General features: G+C 72.6%; 23 protein-coding genes and 1 pseudogene. 14 read left to right on the top strand and 10 right to left on the bottom strand.

The features are described 5' to 3' along the window. The first annotated feature begins 77 nt into the window (after positions 1 to 77). Entirely contained in the window at positions 78 to 1,436 is a 1,359-nt protein-coding gene (locus tag OG455_RS03570; protein ID WP_266290067.1) for a GH1 family beta-glucosidase, read from the top strand. 667 nt (positions 1,437 to 2,103) lie between these two features. Here OG455_RS03570 and OG455_RS03565 read toward each other — a convergent pair. The 3 genes and pseudogenes from OG455_RS03565 to OG455_RS03555 all read right to left on the bottom strand — a co-directional run bounded on the left by OG455_RS03565 (position 2,104) and on the right by OG455_RS03555 (position 4,647). Next, positions 2,104 to 3,363 (bottom strand): ammonium transporter, encoded by a 1,260-nt coding sequence (locus OG455_RS03565; RefSeq protein WP_266290065.1) that lies wholly within the window; start codon positions 3,361 to 3,363, stop codon positions 2,104 to 2,106. A 188-nt stretch (positions 3,364 to 3,551) separates the two neighbouring features. Then, positions 3,552 to 3,695 (bottom strand): annotated as a pseudogene (locus OG455_RS03560) (FAD-dependent monooxygenase); the annotation flags it as partial. 46 nt (positions 3,696 to 3,741) lie between these two features. Then, complete coding sequence (locus OG455_RS03555) at positions 3,742 to 4,647, bottom strand: LysR family transcriptional regulator (RefSeq protein ID WP_266300648.1); 906 nt, start codon at positions 4,645 to 4,647, stop codon at positions 3,742 to 3,744. 140 nt (positions 4,648 to 4,787) lie between these two features. Between OG455_RS03555 and OG455_RS03550 the strand changes: the two genes are divergently transcribed. The 3 genes from OG455_RS03550 (at position 4,788) to OG455_RS03540 (ending at position 6,924) form a co-directional block, all read left to right on the top strand. Further along, complete coding sequence (locus OG455_RS03550; RefSeq protein ID WP_266290063.1) at positions 4,788 to 5,606, top strand: 3'(2'),5'-bisphosphate nucleotidase CysQ; 819 nt, start codon at positions 4,788 to 4,790, stop codon at positions 5,604 to 5,606. Between the two features lie 41 nt (positions 5,607 to 5,647). Then, positions 5,648 to 6,244 (top strand): NADPH-dependent F420 reductase, encoded by a 597-nt coding sequence (locus OG455_RS03545; RefSeq protein WP_266290056.1) that lies wholly within the window; start codon positions 5,648 to 5,650, stop codon positions 6,242 to 6,244. A 578-nt stretch (positions 6,245 to 6,822) separates the two neighbouring features. Next, complete coding sequence (locus OG455_RS03540) at positions 6,823 to 6,924, top strand: hypothetical protein (RefSeq protein ID WP_266300647.1); 102 nt, start codon at positions 6,823 to 6,825, stop codon at positions 6,922 to 6,924. An 83-nt stretch (positions 6,925 to 7,007) separates the two neighbouring features. Here OG455_RS03540 and OG455_RS03535 read toward each other — a convergent pair whose 3' ends face one another. Both OG455_RS03535 and OG455_RS03530 read right to left on the bottom strand, forming a co-directional pair. Next, entirely contained in the window at positions 7,008 to 8,252 is a 1,245-nt protein-coding gene (locus OG455_RS03535; protein ID WP_266290054.1) for a hypothetical protein, read from the bottom strand. After that, positions 8,249 to 9,421: a TOMM precursor leader peptide-binding protein gene (locus OG455_RS03530; protein ID WP_266290052.1), complete on the bottom strand. Its 1,173-nt coding sequence runs from the start codon at positions 9,419 to 9,421 to the stop codon at positions 8,249 to 8,251. Before OG455_RS03530 ends, OG455_RS03535 begins: the two co-directional genes overlap by 4 nt. Before the next feature lie 288 nt (positions 9,422 to 9,709). Between OG455_RS03530 and OG455_RS03525 the strand changes: the two genes are divergently transcribed. The 7 genes from OG455_RS03525 to OG455_RS03495 all read left to right on the top strand — a co-directional run bounded on the left by OG455_RS03525 (position 9,710) and on the right by OG455_RS03495 (position 17,029). Continuing rightward, a complete protein-coding gene (locus tag OG455_RS03525; protein ID WP_266290050.1) occupies positions 9,710 to 11,014 on the top strand; it encodes a M14 family zinc carboxypeptidase in 1,305 nt (434 codons plus the stop codon). Positions 11,015 to 11,361: 347 nt separating this feature from the next. Continuing rightward, on the top strand, positions 11,362 to 12,642 hold the full coding sequence (locus OG455_RS03520) for a lipase family protein (protein ID WP_266290049.1): 1,281 nt from the start codon (positions 11,362 to 11,364) through the stop codon (positions 12,640 to 12,642). A gap of 461 nt (positions 12,643 to 13,103) precedes the next feature. Continuing rightward, on the top strand, positions 13,104 to 14,462 hold the full coding sequence (locus tag OG455_RS03515) for an MFS transporter (RefSeq protein ID WP_266290047.1): 1,359 nt from the start codon (positions 13,104 to 13,106) through the stop codon (positions 14,460 to 14,462). Positions 14,463 to 14,595: 133 nt separating this feature from the next. Further along, the gene (locus tag OG455_RS03510) at positions 14,596 to 15,213 is read left to right on the top strand and encodes a GNAT family N-acetyltransferase (RefSeq protein ID WP_266290046.1); all 618 of its coding nucleotides are present in this window, start codon (positions 14,596 to 14,598) and stop codon (positions 15,211 to 15,213) included. Next, positions 15,213 to 15,953, top strand: a complete 741-nt coding sequence (locus tag OG455_RS03505) for a class I SAM-dependent methyltransferase (RefSeq protein ID WP_266290045.1) — start codon at positions 15,213 to 15,215, stop codon at positions 15,951 to 15,953. Before OG455_RS03510 ends, OG455_RS03505 begins: the two co-directional genes overlap by 1 nt. 63 nt (positions 15,954 to 16,016) lie before the next feature. Next, positions 16,017 to 16,613: a GNAT family protein gene (locus OG455_RS03500; protein ID WP_323185403.1), complete on the top strand. Its 597-nt coding sequence runs from the start codon at positions 16,017 to 16,019 to the stop codon at positions 16,611 to 16,613. A gap of 125 nt (positions 16,614 to 16,738) precedes the next feature. After that, positions 16,739 to 17,029, top strand: a complete 291-nt coding sequence (locus tag OG455_RS03495) for a hypothetical protein (protein WP_266290044.1) — start codon at positions 16,739 to 16,741, stop codon at positions 17,027 to 17,029. A gap of 56 nt (positions 17,030 to 17,085) precedes the next feature. Here the strand turns inward: OG455_RS03495 and OG455_RS03490 are convergent, their stop codons facing one another. Continuing rightward, entirely contained in the window at positions 17,086 to 18,369 is a 1,284-nt protein-coding gene (locus tag OG455_RS03490; protein WP_266290043.1) for an MFS transporter, read from the bottom strand. A 107-nt stretch (positions 18,370 to 18,476) separates the two neighbouring features. Between OG455_RS03490 and OG455_RS03485 the strand changes: the two genes are divergently transcribed. Beyond that, positions 18,477 to 18,977, top strand: a complete 501-nt coding sequence (locus OG455_RS03485; RefSeq protein ID WP_266290041.1) for a MarR family winged helix-turn-helix transcriptional regulator — start codon at positions 18,477 to 18,479, stop codon at positions 18,975 to 18,977. Positions 18,978 to 19,067: 90 nt separating this feature from the next. Here the strand turns inward: OG455_RS03485 and OG455_RS03480 are convergent, their stop codons facing one another. The 3 genes from OG455_RS03480 to OG455_RS03470 form a co-directional block, all read right to left on the bottom strand. Next, complete coding sequence (locus tag OG455_RS03480; protein WP_266290039.1) at positions 19,068 to 19,841, bottom strand: hypothetical protein; 774 nt, start codon at positions 19,839 to 19,841, stop codon at positions 19,068 to 19,070. 517 nt (positions 19,842 to 20,358) lie between these two features. Further along, positions 20,359 to 20,949: a hypothetical protein gene (locus OG455_RS03475; protein WP_266290037.1), complete on the bottom strand. Its 591-nt coding sequence runs from the start codon at positions 20,947 to 20,949 to the stop codon at positions 20,359 to 20,361. A 264-nt stretch (positions 20,950 to 21,213) separates the two neighbouring features. Further along, a complete protein-coding gene (locus OG455_RS03470) occupies positions 21,214 to 22,437 on the bottom strand; it encodes a beta-ketoacyl synthase (protein WP_266290035.1) in 1,224 nt (407 codons plus the stop codon). Between the two features lie 303 nt (positions 22,438 to 22,740). Here OG455_RS03470 and OG455_RS03465 point away from each other — a divergent pair, with 303 nt between their 5' ends. Then, the gene (locus OG455_RS03465) at positions 22,741 to 23,715 is read left to right on the top strand and encodes an amidohydrolase family protein (RefSeq protein ID WP_266290030.1); all 975 of its coding nucleotides are present in this window, start codon (positions 22,741 to 22,743) and stop codon (positions 23,713 to 23,715) included. Here OG455_RS03465 and OG455_RS03460 read toward each other — a convergent pair. Further along, entirely contained in the window at positions 23,689 to 23,982 is a 294-nt protein-coding gene (locus OG455_RS03460; RefSeq protein WP_266290028.1) for an MTH1187 family thiamine-binding protein, read from the bottom strand. The two genes, OG455_RS03465 and OG455_RS03460, sit on opposite strands and share 27 nt — an antisense overlap. Positions 23,983 to 25,326: 1,344 nt before the next feature. Between OG455_RS03460 and OG455_RS03455 the strand changes: the two genes are divergently transcribed. Then, a complete protein-coding gene (locus tag OG455_RS03455; protein WP_266290026.1) occupies positions 25,327 to 26,190 on the top strand; it encodes a DUF3626 domain-containing protein in 864 nt (287 codons plus the stop codon). The last annotated feature ends 201 nt before the right edge of the window (positions 26,191 to 26,391 follow it).

Here is a 26,391-nt window from a genome sequence, read left to right as displayed (position 1 = left end):
CCGTGCGAACGTCTGGCGTTCCGGCGGTGTGTCGCTAACATGAGTTCTCCTCGTGTTTGATGAAAGGGGATGGCGAGATGGCGAATCGACGCGACCTGCCGGCCGGTTTCCAGTGGGGTGCCGCCACGGCGGCGTACCAGGTGGAGGGGGCGGTGGCGGAGGACGGGCGTGGGCCCTCGATCTGGGACGTGTTCGCCGCTCGCCCCGGGGCTGTGCGTGACGGTCACACGGGGGAGTTGGCCTGTGACCACTACCATCGCTACGGCGAGGACGTGGAGTTGATGCGCGGCCTCGGCCTGGATGGGTACCGCTTCTCGATCGCCTGGCCCCGGGTGCGGCCTTCGGGCAGCGGGGCGGTCAACAAGGCCGGACTCGACTTCTACGACCGGCTGGTGGACGAGCTGCTCGCCGCCGGGATCACGCCGCTGCCGACGCTCTTCCACTGGGACCTGCCGCAGGCGTTGGAGGACGGCGGCGGCTGGCTGGCCCGGGACACCGCGTACCGCTTCGCGGAGTACGCCCGGATCGTCGTGGACCGGCTGGGGGACCGGGTGCCGGCCTGGATCACGCTCAACGAGCCCTTCGTGCACATGGTGTACGGCTACGCGCTTGGCGTGCACGCCCCGGGGCGCGCGCTGATGCTGGACGCGCTGCCCGCCGCGCACCACCAGCTCCTCGGCCACGGCCTGGCAGCCGCCGTGCTGCGCGAGCGTGGCCACCAGGTGCTGATCGCCAACAACCTCACCCCGGTGTGGTCCGCGAGCGAGGCGGTGGCGGATGTGGCGGCCGCGGCGGCGTATGACGCGCTGCACAACCGGCTCTTCACCGACCCGCTGCTGCTCGGGCGCTACCCCGACCTGTCCGCGTACGGCGTCGCCCCTGACCTCGGCGGCAGCGTCCGCCCCGGAGACCTGGAGCTGATCGCGGGCGCGGGGTTGGACGGGCTCGGCGTCAACTACTACAACCCGACCCGGATCGCCGCCCCGACCGAGCCCGCCGGACTCCCGTTCGCCGAGGCCGAGATCGAGGGTGTGCCGCGAACCGCCTTCGGCTGGCCGGTCGTTCCGGACGGCCTGCGCGAACTCCTGGTCGGCCTGCGGGACCGCTACGGCACGGCGCTGCCGCCGATCACCATCACTGAGAACGGCTGCTCGGTGGACGATCGGGTCGCCGCCGACGGCACGGTCCATGACCAGCCCCGGATCGACTATCTGGCCGGCCACCTCGACGCCCTCGCGGCGGCGGTGGCGCAAGGGGTGGACGTGCGCGGCTACTACACCTGGTCGCTGCTCGACAACTACGAGTGGGCGGAGGGGTACCACCAGCGCTTCGGCCTGGTCCACGTCGACTTCGCGACGCAGCGGCGCACCCCGAAGGCGTCGTACGGCTGGTACCGCGACCTGATGACAGCTCACCGAGTGTCGCATGGAAGGTAGTTGGGATCGGTGCCGGAGGTGGCAGCCGTCAGGCGCGATGCAGATCCGGCGGGGCTCTACGAGGCAGGCCCATAGCTGGGCACTGCACCCGGGGAGGAGATGACAGGGTGTTCGACTGGTGCGATGGTCTTCACCAGTGGTTCATCCGCCGGCCCGCACCAAGCGGAAGGTCGGCCCCGACCGAACGCTCCGGGTGTTCGTCGCCCGCGCGTACCGGCGGCTCGACGTCATCGGCAGCTGTGGTGATGATCTGGAACGGTCGTGCCACCGGGGCGACTTGTTGTTCTCGCTGGCGCCCATCGGCGGGTTCTTCCTCGTCCCGTTCGGCGTGCTGACCGTGCTGGCCTTCTCGGCCGGCGACCTTGCTGCTGCCCGGTACGGTCGTGCTCGGCGCCGCGGTCTGTGTGCTGCTGGACGCCGTGGTGGACCCGGGGTAGTACCCCGGGTCCCTCCAGACTGACGGGCGGCGTGGCTGAAGTGTCTACGGCCTAGGCCGTGTCTGACAATTCCCGCCGGGCCCGCGACGCCGGGCATCCCGGCTGGACGCACCGCCGAGCCACCCAAGTACGACCCAGTACGAGGGCGACTCGGCGGCACGCCCAGCCGGGCGCCCAACGCCGCGGGCCTGGCCGACGCGAATTGTCAGACACGGCCTGGGGCCGAGGCGTCACGGCTCGGTCAGTACGTACGCGGTCTCACCGTGGTGGCTGAGGTCGAGCCCGCGCTCTTCCTCCTCCTCGGAGACCCGGTCGCCGATCAGCCTCTTGAGAACCAGGGCGATGGCGAGCGTCACCGCCACTGTGTAGCCGAGGGCCGCGCCGACGCCGATCGCCTGCCTGCCCAGCTGTGTCAGGCCGCCGCCGTAGAACAGGCCGTTCGCCCCGGCCGGGTTGATCGACCTGGTGGCGAACAGGCCGACCGCGAGGGCGCCGAACACGCCGCCCACCAGGTGCACGCCCACCACGTCCAGGGCGTCGTCGTAGCCGAGGTGGTGCTTCCAGTCGACGGCGAACTCGCAGAGCACGCCGGCCGCCGCCCCGATCGCGAGCGCGCCGAGCGGGCTGACGAACCCGGCGCACGGCGTGATCGCGGCGAGGCCGGCGACGGCACCCCCGGCCGCGCCGACCGTGCTGGTCCTGCCGTGCCGGAGCCTCTCCACGGCCAGCCAGCCGAGCAGTGCCGCGGCGCCCGCGGTGTTCGTGTTGAGGAACGCGCTGGCGGCCAACTCGTTGGCGCCGAGGGCGGAGCCGCCGTTGAAGCCGAACCAGCCGAACCACAGGATCCCCGCGCCGACCAGCATCAGGGGCAGGCTGCTCTGCGGCATCTGCCGGCTCGGCCAGCCGTTGCGCTTGCCCAGGACGAGCGCCATGACGAGCGCGGCGGCGCCCGCAGTGGTGTGCACGACGATCCCTCCGGCGAAGTCGAGCACGCCGAGTCGGGCGGCCCATCCGGTCGGTGAGAATATCCAGTGGGCGACCGGGCTGTAGACCAGCAGTGACCACAGGACGACGAACGGCACGAACGTGTTGAACCGCCAGCGGTCCGCCGTGGCCCCGGTGATGAGCGACGGGGTGATCACGGCGAACATCATCTGATAGACGACGAAGACCAGCGGCGGAATGGCCATCGCACTGCTCCCGGTGAAGCCGGGAACCACCTGGTCCAGATGGGCGAGACCGGCGAAATGCAGATCGCCGATGAATCCGTCGCCCTTTCCGAAGGCGAGGGTGTAGCCGACCAGCACCCACGCCACGCTCACCAGCGCGATGGCCATGAAGTTCTGCATCAACATACTCATGACGTGCTTCGCGCGGACCATGCCGCCGTAGAAGAACGCGACGCCCGGCGTCATGAAGAGGACGAGTGCTGCGCTGACCAGGACCCAGGCGGTCGAACCGGAGTCGACCCGTGCGAAGTCAAATGTCATGGGGCCTTCCGAGGCCGGATGCGGATGGCGCGGATCAGGGGTTCGAGGCGCGCCGACGGGCTGGAGCCCGGCCGAACCGTCCTCGGGGTCTCCGCAGGGGGCGAGCGGGCGCCGGATGGAAAAGATAGGCCCAGCTTGCGCGTTCGCTCAGTCACGGGATGGCAAAAAAGGGCTCAGCGCCGTTGCTGCGGCAGGGTGTGGATCATGCGTGCCACCGGGGCCGGGGCGGTCTCGCCGTCGGTGATCAGCGCGGTGAGGTGCGGCGTCCACCCGTCGAACTCGGCCGCGACCCGGGTGGTGGCCGCCGCGGTGTCGGTGAAGTCCGTGGCGGCGACGGTCGTGCCGGACAGGCCGCAGCGCGCGGCCGTACGGCGTCGGCTACGACGCTCCGCAGGTGGCCAGTGCGTTTCGCGCCAGCGCGCGCAGCCAGGTGTGGGCGTGGTCGGTGTCGTAGCGCTGATGCCACGACAGGTAAACCGGTGCCGACGGCAGTTCGAGCGGCAGGGGGAGCACGACCAGACCGAGGCCGGCGGCCGCGGTGCGTATGGTGATTTCGGGGACGCTGATGAGGAGATCGGAGCCGCGCGCGAACTCCAGCGCGGCCGCTTCCGTGGGCGCGGCCGCCACCACCCGGCGGGTGAGGCCGAGCCGAGCGAGGGCGTCGTCGACCGCGTTGCTGAGGTTCCCACGTCGCGAGACGGTGACGTGTTCGGCGGCGGCGTACCGCTCTGTGGTGACGGTTCGGGCGCGGGTGAGGGGGTGCCCCTGCCTCACGACCGCGACGAGGCGGGTCTCGCCCACCTTCTCGGCGCGGATGTCGGGTGCGCTCGGACGGTTGGCGTTCGCCTCCAGATCGACCTCGCCACGCCGCAACTCGGCGGTGTCGACGCTCGATTCCGCGACGAAGCGCAATCGCACGCCCGGCGCCTGTCCGCGTACGGCCGCGAGCAGCGTGGGGCCACTCATGGCGACCAGGGAATCGTGCCAGCGGAGTGTGAAGGTGCGTTCCAGCGTTGCCGGATCGAGTTCACGGCTCGGGGCCAGCACGCCCCGGACCTGGTGCAGCAGCTCGTGCACCTGCTCCCGGACGGCGATCGCATAGGGCGTCGGGGTCATGGTGCGGCCGGTGCGCACCAGGATCTGGTCTCCGGTCGTGCGCCGGATCCGGCCCAGACTCCGGCTCATCGCGGGGGCAGTGACGTGCAGTCGTGCGGCCGCCCCGGCCACGCTGCCCTCCTCCAGCAGCGCGTCGAGCGCGGTGAGCAGATTCAAATCCAATTGCATGGGAGTAATCCCAGCCGTGCTTGACATGCATTTGATGTTAATGGAGGGGGTGGATAGCGTCGTCACCACGGCGCAGGACGGAACGCGCGTCCTGGCCCGAAATCCTCTTCAACGCCACTTCCTCAGACGGGAGTTCCACCATGTCCGAAACGCTTCGGACCACTGACGTCACCGGCTCCGACGCCGGCCTGCTCGACCGGACCGCGGCCGCCGTGCGTGAGGCCGGTTCGGCACTGCGCGAGCGGTACGGCGAGGTGGTCCCCTACCGGACCCGCGAAGAGCTGATGAGCGCGCTCGCCGCCAACGACGACACGGCCCTCGGCATCCTGCGTCCCCGCCTCACGAGCCTGCGCCCGGACGCCGGCTGGGTGGAGGACGAACTGGACGGCGGGGCGCTGCCGCCCGGCGAGTGGTGGGTCGTGGATCCGGCCGAAGGCAACGTCAACCACCTGCACGCCCTGCCGGAGTGGGCGGTGACCGCCACCCTCGTGCGCGACAGCCAGCCGGTGCTCACCGTGGTCCACCTGCCGTTGACCGGCGAGACCTACACCGCGCTCACCGGCGCCGGCGCCCACCTCGACGGCCGGCGTCTGCACGTCTCCCGGACCGCGGACCTCGGCCTGAGCATCGTGGCCACCAGCCAGGCCCGGCCGGACGAGGACGAGAAGGTCGTGCGGCGCGTCGGCTCCTCGATCACCGCGATGCTCGTCGACGCACTCGTCGTCCGCGTCGCCGTGCCCGCGACCCTGCACCTGCTGAATGTGGCCGCCGGCCGGCTCGACGCCTTCTGGCAGTTCGCCGGCGCCCGAGCGGACCTGCTGCCCGGCGTGCTCCTCGTCACCGAGGCCGGCGGACGGATCTCCGACGCCGAGGGCCGCCCCTGGACCCCGCAGAGCGAAAGCTTCCTGGCTGCCGCGCCCGGCGTCCACGCCGAGGCCGTCGCCACGCTTTCACGCTGACTCCGCACCACAACCCGCACGCACGGAAGGACCAGATCATCATGACCACGATCGCCGTTCTCGGAAACGGCCGCGTCGGCGGCAACCTGGCCACCGCCCTCACCCGGGCAGGACATGAGGTGACCGTGGCGGACCGTGCGCCGGGCGCCGCCGCCGGCGCCGCCCGAACAGCCCGGATCGTCATCAACGCCACCCCGGGCGCCGGCTCCCTGGACCGGCTCGCCGCCCTGCGCGACGAACTGCGCGACAAGATCCTCGTCGACGTCTCCAACGCCACGATCGACGGACCGGACGGCCTGCCCGCCGACCTGCTCCACCCCGGTTCGAGCCTCGCCGAGCAACTCCAGGAAGCGCTCCCCGAGACACACGTCGTCAAGACCCTCAACACCATGCTCTTCCCGGTGATGACCGCGCCGGCCTCGCTCACCCAGACGCCCACGGTGTTCGTCTCCGGCGAGGATCCAGGGGCCAAGCAGACCGTGCGCGAACTCCTCTCCGACCTCGGCTGGCGCAAGGAGTGGATCACTGACCTCGGCGGGATCCGGACCGCCCGCGCCACGGAGGCCGCGATCCTGTTCGTACCCCACGTGATCCGCTCCAGCGGATTCGTCCCCTTCGCGATTTCGATCACCCGCTGACCCCGGATCGCGGTGCCTCCGGCGACACAGCGGTAGGCGGTCGCTCGCGAGACGTCGAACCCGGCGCCGAGGGCTTGTCGGGTGGACACGGGCCTCCGCGGAAGCGGTGCGGGCCTGCGGACACACCGCGTGGCCGGAGCCTTGAGGCACGGCGGGGCCGGGGGCGCCTGCTTCCACGCTGATCCGGCCCTCCTCGGTCCAGTAGACGTCCCGCAGGGTCAGCAGCAGCGCGAACTCGTCGGCCGCCCCGGATGCCGTGGGTGATCAGCCGGACGGTGCCGAAGGTCGTACCGAGACGGTCCAGGTCACCAGGAGGGGCCTCTTGGCGGTGTCAGGTAAGTGGCGGCAGCCTGGCTCCACCGATGTGCCAGGCCTGTCGGCGGGGAGCCGCGCCGGGCCCCGCGCGGGGCTCTCCCCGCGATCTGCCACCCGCCCGGCGCAAGGCCGCTGCCGCCGGCCCGACGGTCGAAGGCCCGGCAGAGGAGGCAGAGGAGGCAGAGGAGGCAGAGGCCGAGCCTGCCGTCCGGGTACGGTGACAGGGTGTTCGACGGGCTGAGGGGTACCACCAGCGCTTCGGCCTGGTCCACGTCGACTTCGCCACGCAGCTTCGTACTCCGAAAGCCTCGTACGCCTGGTACCGCGATCTGATCGACGTCCATCGAGCCCGGCGCGAGGGGTAGTTGGGCTCTTCGTGACGTCGGCGGCACCGTGGGCGAGTGGTCCGGCCGAGCCCGGTCGGAACGGCTGGTCCTGATCCGACTGGCTACCGCGGAGAGGGCCGGGTCGTGCCGGCGCTTGCCCGTCGCCGCCGGTACGCGGCCCACCTGGTGCGGACCCAGAGCGCCTGGGCCCCGCCGAGGAAGAGCAGTACGGCCAGGCCGTCGGTCCGCTGCAACGCGCTGTGGCCGGGGCCGACCCGGCGGGCGGCGCGCAGCAGTACGGTGAGGTCGGTGGGCGCGGTGATCGTGGCCAGGACGGCCAGGCAGAGCACGGTCCCGATGACCAGGACGGTGCTGTAGAGCCTGACAGCGCGTCGCTGCGCGGGCGGCAGGTGGCGGCTGGGGTCCTCAGGGGTGACCTTGCGCCAGGGCAGCGCACGGCGGGCGAGGTAGCGCGCGTAGGCTCGCCCGTCGCCGAAGAGGTCATGGCAGCGGGTGAGGTCCTGCAGTACGAAGTACAGGTCGGTCCGCATGAACACCATGCCCTGGAACGGCAGCGGGATCAGGGCCATGAGCACCAGGATCGCGACCACCCGGTGGGCAGGGGTGTGCGGTCCGGTCGCGGCCAGCAGGAGGAGGCCGCCGGCCGCGACCGCGAGGTTGACCGCGATGCCGGCGAGGTAGGCCGTGAGCCGGTGGCGCCGCGGTGCCAGGTCGATGCCGCTCATGTCCGTCTGGAGCACCAGGAACTGCAGCCGGGTGCCGAGTCCGATCCGGGCGGGTACGCCGGTCGCGCGCGCGGTGACCAGATGTGCGGCCTCGTGGAGGAGGAGCAGGGGCCAGCCCAGGCAGAACGACCCCAGCAGGACCAGGCCCCCGTACGGGCTCCAGAGCAGCGCGTGGTAGCCGGGCATCACTCGGGGGCGCAGCGCCAGGACGATCACGGCTGCCGCCACCAGGGCGCCCACCCCGATGGCGGGCAGTGGGCTGAGCGACCACGCGGCGCGCGACGGGGTGAGCCAGGGCAGGGTGGGCCGTGGTGGCTCGGCGCCCGGCACGGGCATGCCATCGATCTCCGCTACGAACCCCAGGGCCACCAGGTTGTCCAGGAAGTCGACCACATCGACCTCCGAGCCGGTCTCCGCCGCCAGCCGGTCGCGGGCTTCCCCGGCGGTGAGCCGCAGGCCGAGCAGCTCGATCGCACGCGCGCCGACGGGGGGCAGCGCGACGAAGTCACCAGTGGCCAGTCGCCCGACGATGACCTCGTCGCCGTCCGGACGGGTGGCCAGCTCGTGGAGGCGCACCACCGTGTGCTCGGTGACCGGCGGTAGCGGAGCCGGCGCCGTCACCGGCCCGCTCCGTCGCTTCGCGCCGCTGCGCCGGCGGCCGAGTCCGGCCGTTCCTCCTGGGGCGTGCCGCAAGCGGGGCAGTCGGGCCGGCGTGGAAACCGCTGCCGCACGGTGTCGTCCAGGGCGGCGAGATTGATCCCGTAGCGGAAACCGGGCTCCATCGGCGGAGCACCGGTGACCAGGGCCAGGGCGGCGTGTGCGATCAGCAGGCCCGAGAGGCCCGCGGTGACCGCGGTGACCGGGTTCCACGGCATCCGCGGTGAGGCTGCCTCCTCGTCCTGGCCCGGCGCGAGCCCCAGGTCCCGGCGTTCGACCTCGCCCGCGCGCAGACACTCCCAGCACGCCCCCTCGCCCGGGACGTGGACGCCCGCCGTGACGAGCGGGCCGTGGTAGCCGGCGTCCACCCAGGGGGTTCCGGTGGCCAGGCAGACGCGGTTGGCCCAGCGCCGGATCTCGGGCGGCTGGTCGGCGCAGACCAGGAGCACGTCGTACCGGCCCTCCCCGGAGCCCAGCAGCTCGGCCAGCTCCGCCGGTCCCCCCACCCGGCGCCGCTCGCCGGTGACCCGCACGGCGGAGTTCCGGGCCCGCAGGTCCCGCAGGGCCGCCTCGACCTTGGGGCGGCCCAGGTCCTGCTCGCGGTAGAGCGGCTGGCGGTTGAGGTTGGACAGCTCCACGGTGTCGGGATCGACGCAGTGCAGGTGCCCGACACCCGAGGCCACCAGGGCCTGCGCGGCGTAGCCGCCGGTGCCGCCGAGGCCGACCAGCAGCATCCGGGCGGCTCGCAGGAGTTCTTGCAGCTCCCAGGCGGACGGGCGCGGGCTGCGGTCCAGCCAGCGCAGCAGCGGGACGCCGCGGCTGTACCGCTCCCGCTCGTTGGCTGACAGCTCGGGCGCGGGAGCACCCGTGTCCTCCAGGTGGCCGGCCGCCTGCAGATCGGTGATCGCCTGCACGACCTCGGTCGCGGTCACCTCCGGGTGCGTGGCGGCGACCAATCTGCCGAGCTCGTCGGGGGTTCTGCCGCCGTCCATGGCTTGGACCAGGGTCCAGACCCAGCCGCTCGGGTCGTCGATCTCGACCCCGATCCCGTAGATCACGCTGCCCAGCCGGACCGTGCCGGAGACAGTTCTGTACCCGGAGTGCTCGGGCTTTATCCGGGGGCGCAACATCATCGGTCGAATCCTCCAGCACAATAGGTCACTTGACACCAAACCTGGCCCGTGAGCTACTGATGGTACGTCAACGTACTTTTGTTTGACGCACTTTGATCGCCTCGGGAAAGGGTGTGCCATGAACAAGATCGTGATCAAGCCGCTGGACAAGAAGCAGACCACCGGCGACAGCAACAGCTACGGCAACTGACCGATCGGCGCGGTGACCGGCCCGGTCGGGCACCGCGCCACGGCGGCCGCCGGCTCCCGGCGGTCGCGGCAATGGCTCCGGCAGGCGGGGAGGCCGCGATGTTCCCCTTCCACACGTCGACCGCGGCAGGCCGAGCGGTGGTGGTCCACGACCGCTACCCGACCCTGGATGCCGTGGTGGAGGCCGCACAGCGGCTGGCTGCCGCCCGGCCGCGGGAGTGCCGACTGCGCGTTGTCGGTTCCTCGCGCGGCGGTCGGCCGCTGCATCTGCTGTCGGTCGGGCACGGGAGTGACCAGGTGCTCGTGGTGGCCGGCGCGCACGCCAACGAGCCGGTGGGTGGCGCCACGGTGGTGGAGCTGGCCCACCGGGTGCTGGCCGAGCCGGACCGTCTTGCGGGGATCGCCTGGAACTTCCTGCTCTGCGCGGATCCGGACGGTGCGTTTCTGGCGCAGGGCGAGGGCCGACACCCCAGCGAACTGCTGGGCCACCTGCTGGACTTCTTCCGCCCGGTGCCCGAGGAGCAGCCCGAGTGGGCACCGTCCACCGGTGTGCTGCTGCCGGAGAGCCGAGTGCTCCTGGGCTTGATCGAGGAACTGCGCCCGTTCCTGCAGGTCTCGCTGCACGGTTCCGAGGTTGGCGGGACCTTTCTCCAGGCCACCCGTGAACTGCCCGGCCTGGCCGAGCCGTTCGCCAGGTCCGCGGCCGGTCTCGGGATCCCGGTGGACGCCGGCCCCTACGACACCCTCTACTGGCCCAGTGTCGGATCGGGCGTCTACCTGATGCCGCCGGTGGCCGAGGTCGAGCTGTCCGCACCCGCCTCCTGGGCGGTGGGCACCACCACCTGGCACGCGCCGCACCGATTCGGCGGTGCCACGGTGATCGTCGAGGTGCCGCTCTGGGTCACCGAACGGGTGGCCGACACCACCCCGCTCGCCTGCCCGGCGCCGGGTCTGACTGCCGCCGCCGACCGCCTGCGGCAGCGTGGACGACTGCTCGGCGAGCTTCTCGCGGCCGCCGCACCGCACTTGGGCGACGGGGACGACCCGCTGCTCCGCTCCGCGCGTGGCCATCAGTCGGTCTGCGCGCCGCTGGCCGATGAATGGGATCCGCGGGTGCGCCAGCCGCAGGCGCAACCCATGCCACCGATGACCGCCGCCCGCCAGGCCGGGTTGGAGCTGTGGGCGCACCGGTTGCCACTGCGTGCCGCGGCGATGCTCCGCAGGCTGCTCGCGCCGGCGCAGTCCGGCACCGGAGCGCTCCATTCGCACCTGGAACGGTTGATCGAGCAGTGGTGTGCCGAGTACCAGGCATGCTTCAGTCCCGTGTGGCTGCCGGTCGCCCGGCAGGTCGAACAGCAGATCAGTGCCGTCCGGGCCGCCGTCGAGATCGCGCGGCCGCGCTGACCGAGGCTCGGGCGAAGGCAGTTGCGGCGTCCGCCGCCGACGCTCACGTCGGGCCGCCGCGGCCGGGGTGCGGTGCCGGGACGATCGACGCCTTGAGGGGCATCACCGGGGCATCGCCGGGGCATCGCCAGCGCTTCGGCCTGGGCCGCGTCCCGATGCCCTTGGTCGTACTGCGCTCGGCGCAGCCTTCACCAAGTGCCCACACGATGCCTTGTCGTCTCCCTGTACGGGCGTCCTACTGGTAGGTAACTTACTTCTCGGTCAGGAGTGTGACCCGTCTCACCAACTTCGGGGGAGCCATGTACAGAAGATCTGCTCGGCGCCTGGTCGTTCTCGCCGTCGCGGCCATGGCCGCGTCCGCCGCCCCGTGCGCCTGGGCCGCGCCGGCAAGCAGCGCCACGGGCGATCCCTTCTACACCTACAGCGGCAGCGCGCCGCTGTCCTCCTTCGCGCCCGGCTCCGTGCTCAAGACGCGGACGCTGCAGTACCACATCGAGGGCATCGCCACGCCGGTCACCGCGATCCAACTGCTCTACCGCACGACCGACGCCCAGGGACGACCGGCCGCGAACGTGACCTCGGTGGTGCGCAGCCTCACGGGCAGCAGCGCGAAGGCCGTGTCCTACCAGTCGTTCTACGACTCCCTGAACCCGCAGGACGGACCGTCCCGGGCCATCGCCGGGAACGTGACCCTGGGAGGCACGATCGCCAACTTCGAATCCGCCGCCCTCTCGGCGCTGTTGCTGCAAGGCGACAACCTCGTCATCCCGGACACCGAGGGCCAGTCCGCGGACTTCGCGGCCGGACCGGAGTACGCCTTCAACACGCTGGACTCGATCCGGGCCGCGATCAACTCCCCCTCGACCGGGCTGAACGGTGGGAGCAAGTTCGGTTTGATGGGCTACTCCGGCGGCTCCATCGCGACCGACTGGGCGGCGGCACTCGCCCCGAGCTATGCGCCCGACGTCAACAAGGACCTCGTCGGCTTCGCCGAGGGCGGGGTGCTCGTCGACCCGGCGCACAACCTGAACTACGTCAACGGCTCCCTGGTCTGGTCCGGCGTCATCCCCATGTCGATCATCGGGGTCTCCCGTTCGTACGGCATCGATCTGACGCCGTACATGAACAGCTACGGTGTCCAGATCTACAACCGGCTGCAGAACGGCTCGCTCCTCGACGCACTCGGCCACTTCCCCGGTCTGACCTGGCAGCAGATCGCGAAGCCCCAGTACGCCGACCCGGACTCGGCGACCGCGTTCGTCGAGGCGGTGAACAAGATCAACCTGGGCTCGGCCCCCAGCCCGACCGTCCCCGGCTACCTCGCCCAGGGCGACGGGGGCGTGCTGGAGGGAACCTTCGCCGACCCGGCCGGCATCGGGACCGGCGACGGCGTCATGGTCGCCGGTGATGTGCGGGCGCTGGCCAACCAGTACTGCGCCGCCGGCGACAGTTCGATCACCTACGACCAGTACGACCTGCTCAGCCATGTCGGAGCGGCGGCGGTATGGGCGCCCAAGGCGGTGTCGTGGCTCAACGACCGGTTCGCGGGTGAGCCGGCTCCGTCCGACTGCGGACAGATCCCGGCGGGCAACTCGCTCGCGCCGGAGCGGACCGTTCCCCCGTCCTGACCTCTGCTTCGGTCGTGTCGAACTCGGCCGCCGCCCACCGGCGCGGCCTGAGTTCGGCAGGCGAACGGGATGACAGGGCGTTCGACGGCAACGGCACGCCGCGCAACGACACCTACCGCCCGCCCGTCTGGATCGGTCCAGCCTCCGACCCGTCGCCGGCGCGCACAGCGCGCCGGCGGCACCCGGCTGTCCGACTGCCCGACTGCCCGGCCCTCACGGATCTCTGCCGCGCATCTGGTGTTTTGCCGGCACGTCACTAACATGAGGACAACTCATCTTCAGAGGGCAACTCGTCTTCAACGGAAGGGCTGGACATGCCGCACCGATGGCGCTGCTCGACCGGCGGATCGCGCTCATCGAGGACGGCATCTCCTTCGCCGATGTGCCCAGCCCGGGAGGCGCCGGGCGCACGGTGCCGCGGCCTGACCGCCCGGCTCCGCGCGGGGAGATGAGGTGCCCTCATGATCAGCGGCGACTGCCCGGGCCCTGTCCCGTCGCGGAACCCCGCGGAGGTCCCCCTCGACCCCCTCGACCCCCTCGCTCCTCAAGCCCCCTTCACCCCGAGTGCCCCTCACGCCTCGCGCGCCGTTCCGGCGGCGCTGGCCGAGCCCAGGGTCCGGGTCGGCACCCGCTTCACCGGCTCGCTCAGCCTGGCCAACCTGGCCGTCTTCATGGGGTTCTTCACCCCGATCCAGATCCTGCTGCCCGAGCAACTGGCCAGGCTGGACGCCGCGCACAAGGCCGCCGACCTCTCCTGGGTGACCGGCGCCGGAGCGCTGGTCGCGCTGCTCGCCAACCCGCTGGCCGGCGCCCTCTCCGACCGCACCGCCGGGCGCTTCGGGCGCCGCCGTCCGTGGATCCTCGGTGGCGCGCTGGCCGGGGCGCTCGGCCTGCTGCTCACCGCAGCCGCGCACTCGGTGCCGGGGCTGGTGCTCGGCTGGGTGGTCGCCCAGGCCGGGTTGAACGCGATGCTGGCCGGGGTCACCGCGCCGGTGGCCGACCAAGTGCCCACCGAGCAGCGGGCGGTGGTCTCCGGGTGGACCGGCATCAGCCAGTCGCTGGGCCTGGTGGTCGGCGCCCTGCTGGCCACCCTGCTGGTCCAGGGCATCGCGAGCGGCTACGCCCTCACGGCCGCCCTGACCGTGGTCCTCGCGCTGCCCTTCGTCCTCGGCTGCCCCGACCCGGTGCTGCCACGCTCGGCCCGCCGCCCACTGCGGGCGCGCGCACTTGCCGCGGGCTACTGGGTCAGCCCGCGCCGGTACCCGGACTTCGGATGGGCGTGGGCCACCCGGTTCCTGATCAACCTGGGGAACGCGATCGGCACCCTCTACCTGCTCTTCTACCTCACCGACGCCGTGCACTACCCGTCTCCCGACGACGGCGTCCTCATCCTCACCGCCGTCTACACGCTGGCCGCCCTGCTCACGGCGATCCCCAGCGGGGTGGTCTCCGACCGCACCGGGCGCCGCAGGGCGCTGGTGGTCGTCTCCTGCGTGGTGATGGCTCTGGCCGCCGCGCTGCTGGCCGCCGTTCACACGTGGCCGGCCACGGTGCTGGCCGCCGGGGTGCTCGGCGCGGGCTACGGGATCTACCTGGCCGTCGACCAGGCCCTGGTCACCCAGGTGCTCCCCGCCGCCGCCGACCGGGCGAAGGACCTCGGCGTGATCAACATCGCCAACTCCGGCCCCCAGGTGCTCGCCCCGGCGCTCGCGGCGCCCATCGTCGCCCACCTCGGCGGCTACGGCGGCCTCTACACCGCCACCGCGCTGGTCACCCTGCTGGCCGGTCTCCTGGTCCACCGCATCCGGGGCGTCGCCTGACGGGAGAGGGGGATCGGCGGGAGCGGCGGGAGAGGTGGGAGGGGGCGGGAAGGTGGCAGGGGCTTTGACGGGCAGTGCGCGGCGGCCGGAAATTCGATTGCCCCCCTGGCACCCGCTGCCCAGAATCCTGGCCATGGACGAGCAACCGGCCGCGGCCGCCTTCGCCGAGAAGCCGACCCTGATCGGTGAGCACGCGCTGCTTCGCCCGTTCCGCCTCGACGAGGACGTGGACGTGCTGCGCGAGCTGCTCACCGACCCAGAGGTCAGCCGCTTCACCGCGGCCGACCCGGGCCTGACCCCGCCCCCGCCCTGGGACGAGGCGGCCGAGCAGCGGATGCGCGCCTGGTACGGCAGCCGGGCCGACCAGTCGGACCGGCTCGACCTCGCGGTGGTCGACCGCGCCGCCGGCCGATGTGTCGGCGAGGTGGTGCTCAACGAGTGGGAGCCCGCCCACCGCAGCTGCAACATCCGGATCTGCCTGACCGCAGCCGGCCGCGACCGGGGTCTGGGCACCGAGGCGATGCGCCTGATGGCCGGCCACGGCTTCGAGCGGCTCGGCCTGCACCGGATCTCGCTCGGCGTCTTCTCCTTCAACCCGAGGGCCCGGCGCAGCTACCGGAAGGTCGGGTTCGTGCCGGAGGGGGTGCGCCGGCAGGCCGTGTGGTTCGGTGACCACTGGGCGGACGACGAGCTGATGGCGGTGCTCGCCACCGAGTGGGAGCAGCACCGCGGTTATCCCGAGGGCCGCTGATGGCCGCCGTCGAGTACGACCAGCGGCTGGCCGAGCAGTACCGGGCGGCGCGTGAGATCCCGCGCGAGGGCCTGGCCGACTGGCGGGCCGTGATCGGCGCCGAGGCGCGCCTGGCACCGGGCCGGACGGTGCTCGACGTCGGCGCGGGCACCGGCGGCTTCGCGGCCGCGCTGCGGGACTGGTTCGGCGTGCGGGTGCTGGCCGTCGAGCCGGCCGAGGCGATGCGGCGGCTGATCCCGGCCGGCGACGGGATCGAGGTGCTGGACGGGCGTGCGGAGGCCCTGCCGGTGGCGGACGGCACCGCGGACGCGGCCTGGCTGGCATCGGTGCTGCACCACCTCAGTGACCTGCCGGCCGCCGCCCGCGAACTGCGCCGGGTGCTCAAGCCCGGTGCCCCGGTGCTGATCCGGAACATCTTCCCGGGGCGCGCCGAGCGGGATCTGCGGGTGCGTTTCTTCCCCGAGACGGCGCGCGGGATCGAGCACTACCCGAGCGTCGAGCAGACCTGCGCCGCCTTCACCGACGCCGGGTTCCGGCGGGTCGCGCTGCACTCCGTGCCGCAGCGCAACGCCGCGACCCTGGGCGAGTTCGCCGACCGGCTGCGGCGCGAGACGGACTCCAAGCTCCGGGGCCTGACCGACGAGCAGTACGCCGTGGGCCTGGCCCGCCTGCGGGCGGCAGCCGCCGACGCGCCGACGGGGCCGGCGTGCAGTTGGATGGACCTGCTGGTACTGGCCTGATCGGTGCTGTGCTGTGCTGTGCTGTGCGGGGCGGTGCCGTGCTTGCTGAGGGAGCGTCAGAACATGTCCGAACCGTTGAGACCCGCGTCCGCGTCCGCGTCCGCGTCCGGGTACCGCACGCCCGCCGACCCGACCCTGCGCGGTGCCCAGGTGCTGCTGCGCCCCGTCACCGCCGACGACATCCCGGCGCTGGCCGAGATCCGCCGCACCCCCGAGGTCTACCGGCGCTGGCGCGGTGGCACCGACCTGGCGGCGGCGGTCGCCGAGGACTTCGCCGAGCCCGGCAGCCACTCGCTGGCCATCGTCCACCAGGGCAAGGTGGCCGGGGCGATCCAGTGGGCGGAGGAGACCGAGCCCGAGTACCGGCACGCGAGCATCGACATCTACCTCGATCCCGCGCTGCACGGCCGGGGACTGGGCGCTGACGCCGTGCGCACGTTGGCCCGCCATCTGCTCACCGCGCAGGGGCACCACCGGCTGGTGATCGACCCCGCGGCCGACAACACCGCCGCGATCCGCTGCTACACGAAGGTCGGCTTCCGCCCGGTGGGTGTGATGCGCCGCTACGAGCGCGGTGCGGACGGCGACTGGCACGACGGGCTGCTGATGGACCTGCTCGCGGAGGAGCTGACAGCGGAGGGTCCGGCCGCCGGCGGCTGACCACGGGCCGAGCGGTGCCCCGGTCCGACCCGCCCGGTGTCGACCGAAGGGACCCGGACTACCCTGCACGACCAAGGCCATCCGCGACGACCGGGCTGGCGGGGACTCGATCATGGGGGTGGAGCATGCAGAACCCGGACAGCGGCACCGAGGACGACTGGCCGTCCGACGGATCGACCTACCACGCACCGCAGGCCTGCCCGCTCTGCGCCGGCGAGCTGCGCGGCGTGGAGGTGGACGCCCACACCGACCGGTCGGGCCGGCTGCTGGTCAAGGCCTTCGTGCCGGGCAAGATGTTCTCGCGCAAGAGCAGCGTGGAGGCACTGGCCTGCCGGGGCTGCGGTCACCTGCTCCTCTTCATGGCGAATCCGGAGATCATGGACGCGCCGCCGCCGCGCACCCGCCGCTGGCGCTGACCGCTGACCGCTGACCGCTGGCGCTGACCGCTGGCGCTGACCGTTCGGGCGACCGCTCAGGCGACCTCTTCGGTGACGTCGGCGGCGGCCACACCAGCGGCCTCGTCGCTGTCCGGGTCGCCGACCGCGCCGGTGGGAGCGCCCGGTCGGCCCGTCGCGGTCAGTCGGCGGACGTCCGGGAACGCGGCGGTCGCCAGGCAACTGCCCGCGACCAGCACGGCGGCGATCAGCAGCGGGGCGGAGGTGCCCCAGGCGCTCGCCGCCACCGGGGTCAGCGCGTACCCGACCGGGGTCGCGGCCAGCGAGAGCAGCCAGTCGTACGAGGTGACCCGCGCCAGCACGTGGGCCGGGATGTGCTGCTGGACCGTGGTCTGCCAGACCGGGTTGAGGAATCCGAGCGCACCCATCGCCACTGCGTAGCCGCCGACCAGCAGCGGCACCGGGGCGGCCAGGGCCAGCAGGACCAGCGGGAGGGCGTACGACGCCAGACCCAGGTTGCCGACCAGCACCGGCCGACGCGGCGTCAGGCGGCCGGCCAGCACGGATCCGACGGTGAGCCCGACCGCGCCGGCCTCCAGCACCACGATCCACGCCCCGTCACCGCCCAGTCGGCGCGCGGCGACCAGCGGACCGAGGGTGGCCAGCACGGCCGCTGCCCCGTTCCAGACCGAGTGGGCCACCAGACTGCTCCAGTACCAGCCGCGCGAGCGCACCTCCGACCAGCCCTCGGCGAGATCGGCCAGCATCGTGCGGCGGGCGATGGGCGTGCGGCGGACCCGGATCACCGCCAGCATGCTCGCGCTCACCAGGAACGAGGCCGAGTCCAGGACGAAGGCCCAGCCCGCGCCGACACCGTAGATCAGCAGACCGGCCAACGCCGGGCCGCAGAGCTGGATCAGCGCGGTGGCCGAGCCGGTGAGTGCGTTGGCCTTGAGCCGGGCCGGTCCGTCGACCGTCCCCGCGACCAGCGCCATCCGGGTGGGCATGGCGAAGGCGGACGCGGCACCCCCGAGCGCGGCGGTGGCCGCCAGGTGGACCAGGTCCGGTCGGCCGCCCAGCAGTTCGAGCCCGACGACGAGCTGGCACAGGCAGCGCACCAGGTCGCTGGCGACCGCCACCCGCCGGGCGTCCCACCGATCGGCGACGACCCCGCCGATCGGCAGGAGCAGCAACCGTGGCAGCATCGCGCAGCCCAGCACCGTGGCCAGGGCCGCGGCCGACCCGGTGGCCTGGGTGACCGCGATCGCGAGCGCGGTGGGCACCACGGCGTCGCCGACCGAGGAGATGGTGCGACCGATGAAGAGCAGTCGGAAGGCGCGGATGCGCAGCGGGTGTGTCATGGCGGCGATAGTATTTCGGTGACGAAAGTTTCGTCAACGAAATAAGCGCGTTCGAGGCCGTTGCTCGGAGGGCGGCCACCTGGAGGGAGGCTGCCTAGAATCAGGTCATGGAGCCCAGCACCTCACCCGAGGACAGCACCGATCGCCACGTCGAGCGCTGGCTTCCGGTGCTCCCCGAACTCGACGCCGACATCGAAGGCGCGGTCACCAGGATGCTGGTGGTGACGAAGCACCTGCGGCGGGTCCGCGAGCGGTCGCTGGTCGAGTTCGACCTGCAGAAGCACGAGCACGACACGTTGCACGCCCTTGCAGGCCGGGGCGGCGGGGCCACCCCCTCCGAGCTCGTCCATGACCTGGACCTGGCCCCCGCCTCGGTCACCGGGCGCCTCGAAGCCCTGGAGCGCCGAGACTTCGTCCGGCGCACCCCCTCCCGCGCCGACCGCCGGCGGGTCGACGTCCAGCTGACCGAGTCGGGCTGGCAGGCCTGGCGTCAGGCGATCGCCGTGGTCGGCCGCGAGGAGCACCGGATCCTGGCCGCCCTGGACCCCGACGAGCGCCGGCTCCTCTCCGACCTGCTGCGCCGCGTGGTGCTGCGGATCGAGGAGTGATCGAGGAGCGATCGAGGAGTGATCGAGGAGTAGCGGCGCCGGGATCGGAGAGCCGGGACCAGCGCGGGAGGCGGCGGCGCGGCGCGGCCGTCAGCTGCTGAAGCCGATGTGTACGTGGTCGTGGTGGGTGTCATCCGTGAAGAACTGGTTCGGTGTCGCCCCGCCGGACAGTTGACGCGGCCCGCCCACGTTGTACGACCCGGCCGCCGCGGCGGCGCGCATGAAGCCGTCCACCAGGTCGGTCGGCGTGCTCGGGTCCACCACGGCGCGGCCGTTGATCCGCCAGACATCGAAGGCCCGCCCCAATGGGTGATCGCTCGGCCGGTCGGTGCCGAACACGTCCAGCGGGTGTCCTGAGCGGACCACGCTGACCGAGATCGTGTAGGCCTGGGCCAGCGTCAGCATCGCCCGCAGCACGGTGTCGTGCACCGAGCCGCTGCGCACGTCCGCGAGCGCGGCCGGGGGCAGGTCGATCCGGGCGTCGGCGAGCACCTGGGTCGCGGTGGCGGAGAGGGCGGCGGCCGGCGGACCGGGGTCCGCCGGGTGGAGCGCCGTGACGGTCCAGCGCGGTGCGGCGGCGCTCAGCCTGACGTCCACCGTGGTGCCGCCCGCGGTCACGGCGCTGCCCGGCCCGGCGCTGGTCCACTGGTCGCAGACCACCAGGACGCTGGCGGTGGTGGCCAGGATTCCGCCGTACTGGGCGTCGATCACCTGCAGGGCGGCCTGGTCGGCGGGGGTGAGCAGCGGGCCGGCCTGGTCGACGAGCGCGCCGTCCACGCCGCCGAGCGTGCCGACCCGCGCGCGGGCCGCCGGCGCACCCGAGCCGCCGGGCGGCCAGCTGCTGAGCGCCTCGACCAGCTGCACCGCCCGCAGTTTGACGTCCGGTTGGATCTCACCGGGCCCGGGGACCCACGGCGTGGTGGCCGGCAGGCCGCCCGAACCGGTCGTGGTTGGTGAGGAGGGCGACGATGTCGCGGTACCGCCAGCGCCGGCGGAGGTGGTCGTGCTGGGAGTCGCTGTCGTTGTCCGGGCCGCCGTGCCCGTGCCCGTGGCTCCGCTGGGGCCCGGCTTGCTCCCGCCGGCGCATCCGGCGAGGGCGAGCACCCCGGCGCCGACCCCCGCCACCAGTGCCGACCGCCGGCTGACCGGTGCTGCTCCTTGTGCTGCCGTTTCCCCGGCCGGTGCTGATCCGGTGGGCCGCGCGCCATGCTCCATGACCCACTATGGGCACGCTCCGTTCCGTGCGGCGAGCCTCCCCGCCGCACGGAGGGGGCGTCGACACCGGATCAGCCCAGCCCAGCCCTGCCCGGCCCAGCCCAGCCCTGCCCGGCCTGGCTCAGCCGGCCGCTGCCTGGGTCGGGCCCTGGCCCGCCTTCGTACGTCAGGCCAGGCCCAGCGTGCTGAGCGCGGTGGTCCAGTCCGTCGCGATCGCGTTCTGCGCGGGGGCCAGTTGCACCTTTCCCGAGCAGACGGCGTTCTTCAACTTGGTCTCCACGCCGTCCTTCCCGTAGGAGGTGCCGCCGTTGGTGTTGTAGTGCGGCTCGGGCCAGAGGTTGAGCGGCGAGGTGGGGGAGCCGCCCAGCTCCAGTGGTATGAAGTGGTCCTCCTCGTAGTCCGCCATGCTGGTGTCCGCGTAGCCGTAGGCCACGATCTGCTGCGCCTTCAGGCGGTTGGTGTAGGAGGTCGACGGCCGAACGGTCGCGGTCCAACCGGACACGCATATCGTCGAGTTGATGGTGCTCTGGGAGACGGTCGGGTTGAGCGCGCCGGGCGTGCACGCGGGGTCGGGCAGCGGCAGGTAGGCCTGGGAGCAACTGGCCCCGGCGGTCGCGGTGTGCGGCTGCGGGGCGTGCCGTGCCGGGGCGTCGGCCGCGTGTGCGGCGGGCGCCCCGGCCAGCGCGATGGTGCCTGCGGTGAAGGCGAGCGCGAGCGCGCTCCCGCTGCCGGCGAACCTGCGGTGCATCGAACGCATGGACGCTCCTGTGGGGTTGACCCGGCGTGGGGCCGAGTGGATGCGTCCATGACAGCGATTGGTCGGCGTCCTCGGAAGGGGGTGCGCGGTGAATTGTTCGTGACGCGCGTAGAACGTCTTGGCTGCCGGAGCTGCACCTGACCGCAACCGTCGACGGTCGCCCCGCCCCGCCCCGCCCCGCCCCGCCCCGCCCCGCCCGGCCCCGCCCGGCCCCGCTACCCCGCTAGCGCGTTCTGCTACCCCACCCGGTCGCCCCCGGCGGCCTCACCCCGTCCTGGTGAAGACCAGCGAGACGTTGTGCCCGCCGAAGCCGAACGCGTTCGCCACTGCCGCGCCGTACTGGCCGCGCCGCGCCGCGCCCATGGCCACGTCGAGCTTCACTCGCGGATCCAGCTCCGTCAGGTTGCGGGTCGCCGGCAGTACGCCGTCCCGCAGCGCCAGGATCGCCACCAGCGCGCCGAGCGACCCGGCGGCACCGAACAGATGGCCCGTCATCGACTTGCTGGCGGTGACGACCGGGTGAGTGCCGATCGCCTCGGTGATCGTCCCGGCCTCCGTCAGGTCGCCCAGTTCGGTCGACGTCGCGTGCGCGTGCACCAGGTCGATCTGCTGCGGACTCAGGTCGGCCGCAGCCAGTGCCAGCCGGACCGCGCGGACCTGGCCGTCCTGGCTGCCCGCCGTGATGTGGTAGGCGTCGGAGTTGACCCCGGCCCCCGCGAGGGCGGCGTGCACCTGAGCGCCGCGGGCCGCCGCGAACTCGGGACGCTCCAGCACCACCACGGCCGCGCCCTCACCGAAGACGAAGCCGTCCCGGCCGGTGTCGAACGGGCGCGAGGCCTCGTGCGGTGCGTCGTTGCGGGTCGAGTGCGCCTTGGCCTGGGCGAACGCGGCGATCGGCAGCGGGTGGACGCAGGCGTCGGTGCCCCCGGCGACCACCACGTCCGCCCGGCCCAGCCGGATCAGATCCAGACCTGCCGCGATCGCCTCGGCCCCGGACGCGCAGGCGCTGACCGGGGCGTGGGCCCCGCCCCGCGCGCCGAGTTCGATGCTGACACAGGCGGCGGGGCCGTTGGGCATCATCATCGGGATGGTGTGCGGGGAGACCCGGCGGACCCCGGCGGTCTCCAGCACGTCGTCCTGCCCGAGCGCGGTCAGCAGGCCGGCGTTGCCGGTACCGATGACCACGGCCAGCCGATGCGGATCGACCTCGGGGCGCCCGGCGTGGGCCCATGCCTCCCGTGCGGCGACCAGGGCGACCTGCTGCGCCCGGTCCAGCCGCCGGGCCTGCACCCGGTCCAGGACCAGCGAGGGCTCGATCCGCAGTCGTGCCGCGATCCGGACCGGCAATCCGGCCGCCCACGGCTCGTCGAGCACGCTCACGCCGGACTCCCCGGCCAGCATCGCGGCCCAGGTCGAGTCGACGTCGCCCCCTAGCGGTGTCGTCGCGCCGAGGCCGGTCACCACGGCTGCTGCCTGACCGGTCGTCATCGGAATCATTCTTTGTTCCCCTCCACTAGTGCAAAGCGTACCGAGTCGCCCTCAGCCGGGCGATCTCCATCGCTTGACCCAACTCTGGCAAGGAGATTGAACCCGGGCCGATATGGTTTGCGCTCCACTTTGACCACGATCTCTTGTCTGGTCCGGACAACTATCACGAAAACCGTCGGCTCATCGCCCATCGGCCCGTACCGACGCGTAGGTTGGGTGCGGGTGATCAGCCGGGCGGTGACCGCCCGCAGGGCCTGTGAGCGCACCGGGTGCTCAGGGGCGGACCACGGGAGGTGGCGGCCAATGGCGGTGAACCAGCGGCGGGCGGCAGGCGCGCCCGACGGAGCCGGCGAGGGCGGGCCGGTCGAGGACGGGCCGGTCGAGGGCGGGGCGGTCGTCGCCTTCTGGCAGCGCCTCGGGCTGCCCGGACTGATCGACGTGCACACCCACTTCATGCCGGAGAACGTGCTCGCCAAGGTCTGGGCCTACTTCGACGCGGCCGGGCCGCTGATCGGGCGGGACTGGGGGATCACCTACCGCGAGGGCGAGGCCGAACGGCTCGCCGTGCTGCGCGGGTTCGGCGTCCGGGCGTTCACCGCGATGCTGTACCCGCACAAGGCGGGTATGGCCGAGTGGCTCAACCGCTGGGCGGCCGACTTCGCCGCGCGGACCCCGGACTGCCTGCACACCGCGACCTTCTTCCCCGAGCCGGGGGCCGAGCGCTACGTGACCGAGGCGGTCGAGGCCGGTGCCCGGGTCTTCAAGGCGCACCTGCAGGTCGGCGGCTACGACCCGACGGACCCGCTGCTGGACGGTGTCTGGGGTCTGCTGGCCGAGCGGGGGATCCCGGTGGTCACCCACTGCGGCTCAGGTCCGGCGCCCGGCAAGCACACCGGCCCCGGGCCGATCGGCGAGGTGATGGCCCGTCACCCGCGGCTGCCGCTGATCGTGGCGCACCTGGGGCTGCCGGAGTACGCGGAGTTCCTCGACCTGGCGGAGGCCTACCCGTCCGTGTACCTGGACACCACGATGGCGTTCACCGACTTCATCGAGCAGCGGGCGCCGTTCCCGGTCGAGGCTCGTCCTCGCCTGCTGGAGCTCCAGGACCGGATCCTGCTCGGTACCGACTTTCCGAACATCCCCTATCCGTACCGCCACGCCCTGGACTCGCTGGCGCGCCTCGACCTCGGCGACGCCTGGCTGCGTGCGGTCTGCCACCACAACGCGGCCCGGCTCTTCCAACTGCCGGACTCAGCCGGTCAGGTGGTGCTCCAGTGAGGCCATCTTGCGGGTCAGCCCGTCCGTGACACCGGTCCGATCATCGATCTTGATGACGGTGCTCACCCGGTTGGCGAAGGGCTTCACGGCCGCCACGGCCTCCTTGATCACGGCCATCACCTCGTCCCACTCGCCTTCGATCGAGGTGAACATGGCGTCGGTCTGGTTGGGCAGGCCGCTGGCCCGCACCACCCGGACAGCTGCCGCGACCGCCTCGGCGACGTCCTCGCCGATGCCGAGCGGGGTCACGCTGAATGCGGCGATCATGATTCCTCCACAGCGAGCGGGGTGAAGCGGGGGACGAACGGGTGAATGTGATCACCAGCATGCTGCCACAGTGCGAACCGGCGACCGGTGACCGGCGACCAGTGGCGGTGACCGGCGGCGGTGACCGGCGACCGGCGACCGGCGGCACGCTGGGTGTCCGTCCGCATCGTCCTGATCACTCGTCATCCACCGTATACACCACGGCAGATCCGTTCCTGTTCGGATCCGGGGGGCCAGTTCCCGTAGGTCTGCGCCAGTGCGCAGACCCCTGAGCCGCCCGAACCACCTGTGTCGCCCGGCCCGGCGGCGGGTGCCGGCCGCTGCTCCCCCGGGCGTCCTCCCGCCGCGGTGGCAGGTGTGCCGACCGGGGCGGGGGAGGGCGCGGGGGAGGGCGCCGGTCGTGGCGCGGCCGCCGGACCGCCGCGCCCCGCCGAGCCCGATCCCCGGCCCGCGCCGCCGGCCGACACCCCGGACCGGCCGCCACGCGAGTAGCCTGCCCCGGGCGGGAGGGTCGGGCCCGGCTCGCCGCTGTCGTCCGAGGCCGCCGGATCCGTCCTTTGGCCTTCGGCGCTCGACCCCGCCGCTCCATCGCCGCCCTCGGTGGATGGCGGAACGGTGCTGGCGCCCGGGCCCCCGGCCTCAGCGGCGCCCGCGGCGGGCATACTCACGGCGCTGTGCTCCAGCCGGTTCCGGAGACTGCCCGGTGCGGCGGACGGCTGAACCGGTGTCAGCGGACCGGGGCCACGGGTCGGCGTCGTCGACGCCCCGGACTGCTCACCACCGTTGGCCGCCGGGCCCGGCGGAGTGTCGAGCCGCTGGGCGCTCTGGTCCTGGCAGCCTGCCAGGGCCAGCGTCACGGCGCAGCCCAACCCGGCGAGCGCGGTCCGCAGCAGCAGGCGCGGGCGTGGTCGGAACGGTGCGGCGGAGAGCGAGTTGTGGTCCACACGAGAGCAACGAGCCGACCGCGCACAAGGAGACCGGCCGTCAACTCGACTCTTCCGCCGTCACGCTTCCCGGTCTTCAGCGGCCGCCCAGGCCGCCCACCACGTTTCCTCGGGTTTCCCAGAACCGGTGAAGGGGTTTCCCAAGGGTTTCCCGCTTCCTGAGGGAAACGGGAAACCCCTCGACACCCGGCCGGCGGCAGTCGACTGTTGATGGTGTCGGAACCAGCGGCTCCCCGGAATGCGCCGCAGCAGCTCCGCAGCAGTTCCGCACCAGTTCCGCACCAGCTCCCGGGCCCGATCGGACCCGCCGCACGACCGGGCCCGGGCTCGCTCCTTCTCAACTGCACAGTGGTGGGGAAACCCCTTTCCCCGGTGATCGACTTTCGGGCAGACTGCACCGGTGAGTAAAGATACGGACGAGCTGCCCGGCCCGCGCGCCATTGGCCACGTCGCCGCGCGCTCCAGCGGCGCGGCGGTCGATCCGGACCTTCGCGTGACGCTGAACTTCCACCCCGACCGGCTGGTGCGCGGGCAGTGGATCCTGGAGGCGATGGCGGTCGACGGACAGTACCGCTCACAGTTCGTCACCGGAACGAGCAACGGCGGGCTCACGGCCCATCAGGGCGGGGACCGCTGGCGGTGGGAGCAGCGGATCTTCGGCGGCGCCTATGACGAGGCGCCCGCGCACCAGCGCCCGGTCTACGGGGCGCTGAACTTCCGGCGCCAGGTGGTGGGCGCCGCACCGCGGTTCGGGTCCGCGCACTTCCGGCTCGGCGCCGAGCCGGTCGCGCGCTGCACCTTCTGCTACCCGGACAGCTTCACCGAGCCTGCGGACTTCGGGGTCGCCGCGGCCATGCCCCTGGTCGAGCTGGCCGCGGCGGACAGCAGGGACGCGCTGGACGACTACATCGAGGCACACGTGCACGGTCCGGTCCGCTTCGACCAGCACATGGAGGCGCTGGTCCTGGATCCGAGCTTCCGGGGCACCGAGGTCGAGGAGGCCGCTCGCCGACTGCCCTGCCCGATCGAATGGCATCCCGGATACCGCCTCTCGGTCGAGGAGCTGCGCCGCCACCCCGACTTCCGCGGCCCCGAGTTCGTGGCGCTCGGCGTCGAACTGGCACGGGACGGGCAGCTCGACCCCGCCATCCTCGGCGCCGCCTCACGCTCCGGCCGCTACGACGAGCAGGCCCTGAAGCGGGTCTGGCACTACCTCGCCCGCTTCGGCGCCCCGGCTCCCGCCTTCACGCCCCCTGTGGCCTGAGGCCGTCCGGCCGCCAACGCATCTCGGCTGCCCGGCATCTGGTCAGCGCAGAGCGAGTCGGCCTTCATCGTCACCTCGGTCTGCGCGATCCCGCTGTTCTCGGCGCCCGCCAACGAGAGCTTGCCCAACCCGATCAGGGCACCATCCACGTGGGCGGCCCAGTCGCAGGCGGGCAGGCCTGCGGGCAGGCCCTGAGTATCG

The sequence above is a fragment of the Kitasatospora sp. NBC_01287 genome, from assembly GCF_026340565.1.
Taxonomy (GTDB): Bacteria; Actinomycetota; Actinomycetes; order Streptomycetales; family Streptomycetaceae; genus Kitasatospora.
Note: the sequence above shows the minus strand (reverse complement) of the source record. Positions and strands in the feature narration are given on the sequence as shown.